Source organism: Allobosea sp. 05T422_2 (genome assembly GCF_056396265.1).
In genome coordinates this window covers 1-5,021 of sequence record NZ_JBFTLD010000380.1, presented here as the reverse complement: position 1 = coordinate 5,021, position 5,021 = coordinate 1, and the positions used below count along the sequence as shown (strand labels likewise).

Genomic DNA, 5,021 nt, shown 5'->3' with positions numbered 1-5,021 from the left:
ACGCTGCCGAGAAGATCCCTTCGCTCGCACTCAGGCTGGCACGGATCGCGGACGGCACGATCGATGCCGGGCTGGTCTCCCCTGATGCGCGGGACTGGGACCTTGCCGCCGCGCATCTCGTGCTGGACGAAGCCGGCGGCCAGCTCAGCGACGGGAGCGGCAACCCCGTCGTCTACAACCGCGAGGTACCGATCCACGGCATGCTTGTTGCTAGTGGCGCAAGCCTCGCGGAGCCGCTGCTTGCTGCAATGCAGCGCCTGCGCGAGACCCCGCCGCAGAGCGCATGAAGGCCAGCCGCCTCGGACAAATTCGACCTCGCTCAATCGGCACTCGCACCGCTCGCGCGGATAGCTTATCTGGTGCCGCGGCAGAGCCTCATTCCCGCTGGAGAGACCAATGAACGCGGACACCGACCAGAAGCAGCTTCTTCATCTCGTCTTCGGCGGCGAGCTGAGCTCCCTTGACGGCATCACCTTCAAGGACCTGTCGAAGCTCGACATCGTCGGCATCTACCCGAACTATGCGAGCGCCCATGCGGCCTGGAAGGCCAAGGCACAGGCGACCGTCGACCAGGCCCAGATGCGCTACTTCGTCGTGCACCTGCATCGCCTGCTCGATCCCGAAACCGCGAAGTCCTGAGCTGCGGGACAGGCATTCAGCGGTTCGGAAGCGGAGTTCATGGGCTTTTCCATCCTCAAGACGCGTGTGGCGCAAGAGACGCTCGGCCGGCTGCTGGCCGGCTATCTCAAACTCGTCCGCCGCACCAGCCGAACCGTTGTCGAACCGGCCGACATCTATGATCATATCCGGCCGGAGCTGCCGCTGATCATCGCGATGTGGCACGGCCAGCACATCATGATCCCCTTCGCACGGCCGGATTGGATGCCCGCCTGCTCGCTGGTTTCCCGCCACGGCGATGGCGGATTCAACGCCGTCGCGTTGCGCGAACTCGGCATCGGCGCCATTCGCGGCTCAGGGGCGCTCGGCCGCAAGGTCCGCGAGAAGGGTGGTGCGAGCGCGTTCCTCGCCATGGTTCGACGCCTGGCCGCCGGCGACACCATGGTGCTCACGGCCGACATTCCCAAGCGCGCCCGCGTCGCGGGGCCTGGCATCATCGCGCTGGCCAAGGCATCGGGTCGCCCGGTCCATCCCGTTGCCGTGGTGACGAGCCGGCGCGTCGACTTCAACAGCTGGGACCGCGCCTCGATCGGCCTGCCCTTCGGCCGCTGCGCGATCGTGGTCGGCGATCCGATCCGGATCGCGCGCGATGCCGACGAGGCCACGAGCGAAGCCGCCCGTCTCGCGCTCCAGGCCGGGCTCGACGCGGTCCATGCCCGCGCCTATGAGCTGGTCGGTTCCCGCGACCCCGGCGCGGGGCTCCGCGCTGCAACAGGAGCCAAAGCGGCATGAGCGGCAAGGGCCCCTTCCTCAGAGCCTACCGCATGGCGACTGCGCTGTTCGAGCCGGCCGCTGCAGGCCTGCTGGTCTGGCGCCGTCGCCGCGGCAAGGAAGATCCGACACGCTTCGCCGAGCGCCGCGGCTATCCCGGCGTCCAACGGCCCGACCAGACGCTGATCTGGCTGCATGGCGCCAGCGTCGGCGAGACGGTGACGCTGCTCCCCCTGATCGAGCGCCTGCAGCGGCGCGGGCTGGCCGTTCTCGTGACCTCCGGCACCGTGACCTCGGCGCGCCTGCTTGCAGCGCGTTTGCCAGCCGGCGCCATCCACCAGTACCTGCCGCTCGACGTACCGCGCTACATGCGCYGCTTCCTGGACTATTGGCAGCCGGCCATGGGGCTGATCTGCGAATCCGAAATCTGGCCCAATATGGTGATCGAGGCACGCAAGCGGGATATTCCGCTCGTGCTGGTCAATGCCCGGATGTCGGAGCGCTCCTTCAAGCGCTGGTACAGGGCGCCCAGAACCTCACGCTACCTGCTCTCCAGCTTCGATTCCTGCCTTGCCCAGTCGCAGGGCGACGGCGAGCGTCTTGCCCAGCTCGGCGCGCCGCGTGTCAGCATCGCCGGCAATCTGAAATTCGATGTCGCGGCGCCCCCGGCCGATCCGAACACGCTCGCGATTCTCGATGGGCTGACGGCCGGCCGGCCGATCTGGATCGCCGCCAGCACGCATCCGGGCGAGGAGGAGCAGATCCTGTCGGCCCATCTCGGCATCAAGCCGCATGTGCCGAAGCTGCTCACGATCATCGCTCCGCGGCACCCTCAGCGCGGCCAGGAGATCGAGGATCTCGCCCGGGCCAACGGTGTCGCCGTCGCGCGGCGCGCGGCTGGAGAGATGCCGGACCCCGATATCGAGCTCTATATCGCCGACACGGTCAACGAGCTCGGCCTCTTCTATCGGCTCTCGCAAGTGGCCTTCCTTGGCGGTTCGCTCGTGCCGATGATCGGCGGACATAATCCGATCGAGCCCGCCAAGCTCGGCTGCGCCCTGGTGCACGGGCCGTATGTCCACAACAACGCCGAGATCTTCGCCGCCTTCGATCAAGGCGGCGGTGCGCGTGAAGTTCCCGATGTGCAGGCGCTCGCAGGCGCGGTGCATCGCTGGCTCAGCGACCCGGCAGCCGCACGGCAGGCCGCGCGCGCGGCGGGGCAAACCAGCAAGCAGCTCGGCGGCGCACTGAGCCGCACGGAACAGGCCATCGAACCGCTCTTGATGCGCGTCGCTCTGGGCCAGCGCGAGATCGACAGCTGATGCGCGCACCGGCGTTCTGGTGGCAGCATCGGCCGAGCCTTCTTGCCCGGCTGCTGCAACCGATCGGCTCCCTCTACGGCGCGCTCACCGCGCGCCGCATGCGCCAGACCGGTACCGATGCAGGCATCCCGGTGATCTGTGTCGGGAATTTCATTGCTGGCGGTGCCGGCAAGACACCGACGGCGATCGCGCTGGCCGCGCTTGCGACAGCCCGCGGAGAAACGCCCTTCGTCCTGATGCGGGGCTATGGCGGACGGCTCGCCGGGCCTGTCGAAGTGGACAGGCGTCACCATGATGCCAACGGCGTCGGGGATGAGGCCGTGCTGATGGCCTCTGCCGCCCGCACCGTGGTAGCCCGCGATCGGCCGGCCGGAGCCGCCTTCGCGAAAGCGTTCGGCGCAAGCCTGATCATCATGGATGACGGGCTGCAGAACCCCTCGCTCACCAAACAGCTGCGGTTGGCTGTCGTCGATGGCGCGAGCGGGATCGGCAACGGTCTATGCCTGCCAGCCGGCCCGTTGCGGGCGCCGCTGGCTGAGCAGTTGGCGATGACCGATGCGATCCTGGTGATCGGCCCGGGCGAGGCAGGGGACAGGGTCGCCGCCGCGGCCCGGGAGGCCGGCAAGCCGGTTCTGCGCGGGCGGCTTGCGCTGTCGGCCGGGATTGCCGACAGACTTCGTGGTCAGGCCGTCCTGGCCGTCTCAGGGATCGGACGGCCGGAGAAATTCAGCGCGACCCTGCGCGAGGCCGGCGCCGAGATTCGCGCCGAACATGCCTTCGGCGATCACCACGCCTACACGGCCGAGGACGTGGCCAAGATCATCCACGAGGCAGCGGCGCAGGATTGCCTGGTGGCGACCACCGAAAAGGACATGACAAAGCTCGCTGCACTCTGGCCGTTTGCGGAGCAGCACCGCCTGCTGGCGGTCCCGGTCTCGCTCGTCTTCGACGAACCGAGCGAGATCACGCACCTGCTGGATGGCGTGAAGGCGGGCTCTCAGGCACGCCCGGCGCGGCGCAGCCGCAACAGCACCGCCTCCGGAGAGACATAGGCTTCCTGCCACTCGACCGACCAGTAACGCAGATCGTCGAGCTTGATCGGGGCGCCGGTCACGGCGCAGCGCACGAAGGCGCCGGGGCGCACCACGCGGAATTCGCCGTGACCATAGTCGACGGCAGCTTCGGGTCCCGGCACGGGAGGACGCTCGCTGATGTTCATCTGTAAGATCGAAAACCGTTGCTCAGGGAATGAATTATCCGATAACTCGGAGCTGTGATAGCGTTCCTGCCGATGATGTCCAGTCTCGTCCGACACGTCATGGCCCTTACAGGCCTCGCGCTGCTTTGGTGCGCGCCCGCGTCTGCGGGCGGCTATGAGCGCGTTCGCATCCCGGTCGAGGAAGGACAGCTGGACGGTGTGCTGTACCGCCCGAACGGTCCAGGGCCATTCCCGGCCGTGGTCGCCCTGCATGGTTGCGGCGGCCTGTGGCGCGACAATGGCAAATTGTCCGCCCGGCATTCGGACTGGGGCGAGCGGCTGGCTGCCGCTGGCTACGTCGTGCTGATGCCGGACAGCTACGGCTCGCGCAGGCTCGGTTCACAATGCGGCGTCAAGGAACTGACGGTTCGGGCTAGCCGTGAGCGCGTCGCCGACGCGGCAGCATCACGGCAATGGCTGCAGGCTCGCGATGATGTGCGCGACAAGGAAATCTCCCTGCTCGGCTGGTCCGGTGGCGGCTCCACCGTCCTGACCGCGATCCGCAAGGACAGGCGCCCGGCCGACGGCCAACCCGATTTCGCACGCGCCATCGCCTTCTATCCGGGCTGCCGCTTCCAATCGGAGTCCGCGAGCTTTTCGGCCAGGCTGCCGACCCTCATCCTGATKGGTGATGCGGACGACTGGACGCCGCCAGCGCCCTGCGACCATCTCGCCAAAGCGGCACGGGCGCGCGGCGAAGCCATCGAACTCGTGCTTTATCCCGGCGCGCTGCATGATTTCGATCACCCTCGCCTCGAGGTGAAGGAGCGCAGCGACGTGGCCTATTCCGCGACCGGAACCGGCAAGGTCACGGTGGGGACACATCCTGAAGCCCGCGATGACGCGATCAAACGCGTCAAGAGCTTCCTGATGGGGCGTTGAGGGACCCCGTACCGCGCTCAGCTAGATGTGCGGTCTCGGGATGAGATGGTGCGGATTGATTTTGAAGGGTGACGGGTCACTGATCCAGGCGTCGCAGATGGCCTGATAGGGCGTTCGCCATCGCAGCGCCTTGAGATGCTTGGCGAAGTTGTAGGCGGTAACGAAGACCA

At 67.4% G+C, this 5,021-nt stretch carries 7 protein-coding genes and 1 pseudogene; 6 read left to right on the top strand and 2 right to left on the bottom strand.

Annotated features, from left to right (window positions below; translation table 11 throughout):
* The 5 genes from AC1DJT_RS34465 to lpxK form a co-directional block, all read left to right on the top strand.
* Positions 1 to 287 (top strand): inositol monophosphatase family protein (locus AC1DJT_RS34465; protein ID WP_476835844.1); only part of this gene is annotated, 287 nt, incomplete at its 5' end.
* 109 nt (positions 288 to 396) lie between these two features.
* Complete coding sequence (locus AC1DJT_RS34460) at positions 397 to 639, top strand: DUF4170 domain-containing protein (protein WP_441488885.1); 243 nt, start codon at positions 397 to 399, stop codon at positions 637 to 639.
* A gap of 39 nt (positions 640 to 678) precedes the next feature.
* Positions 679 to 1,410 (top strand): lysophospholipid acyltransferase family protein, encoded by a 732-nt coding sequence (locus AC1DJT_RS34455; RefSeq protein ID WP_441488884.1) that lies wholly within the window; start codon positions 679 to 681, stop codon positions 1,408 to 1,410.
* A complete protein-coding gene (locus tag AC1DJT_RS34450; protein ID WP_476835843.1) occupies positions 1,407 to 2,711 on the top strand; it encodes a 3-deoxy-D-manno-octulosonic acid transferase in 1,305 nt (434 codons plus the stop codon). Before AC1DJT_RS34455 ends, AC1DJT_RS34450 begins: the two co-directional genes overlap by 4 nt.
* The gene (gene lpxK / locus AC1DJT_RS34445; RefSeq protein ID WP_441506425.1) at positions 2,711 to 3,763 is read left to right on the top strand and encodes a tetraacyldisaccharide 4'-kinase; all 1,053 of its coding nucleotides are present in this window, start codon (positions 2,711 to 2,713) and stop codon (positions 3,761 to 3,763) included. Before AC1DJT_RS34450 ends, lpxK begins: the two co-directional genes overlap by 1 nt.
* Here lpxK and AC1DJT_RS34440 read toward each other — a convergent pair.
* A complete protein-coding gene (locus AC1DJT_RS34440; RefSeq protein WP_113518934.1) occupies positions 3,709 to 3,930 on the bottom strand; it encodes a DUF2093 domain-containing protein in 222 nt (73 codons plus the stop codon). The genes lpxK and AC1DJT_RS34440 overlap by 55 nt on opposite strands.
* Before the next feature lie 99 nt (positions 3,931 to 4,029).
* On the opposite strand from AC1DJT_RS34440, the gene AC1DJT_RS34435 reads away from it, so the two are divergent.
* Positions 4,030 to 4,851 carry a dienelactone hydrolase family protein gene (locus AC1DJT_RS34435; protein ID WP_476835842.1) on the top strand — a complete coding sequence of 274 codons (822 nt, stop codon included), beginning with the start codon at positions 4,030 to 4,032 and terminating at the stop codon, positions 4,849 to 4,851.
* A 21-nt stretch (positions 4,852 to 4,872) separates the two neighbouring features.
* Here AC1DJT_RS34435 and AC1DJT_RS34430 read toward each other — a convergent pair.
* Positions 4,873 to 5,021, bottom strand: a pseudogene (locus AC1DJT_RS34430) (IS481 family transposase); the annotation flags it as partial.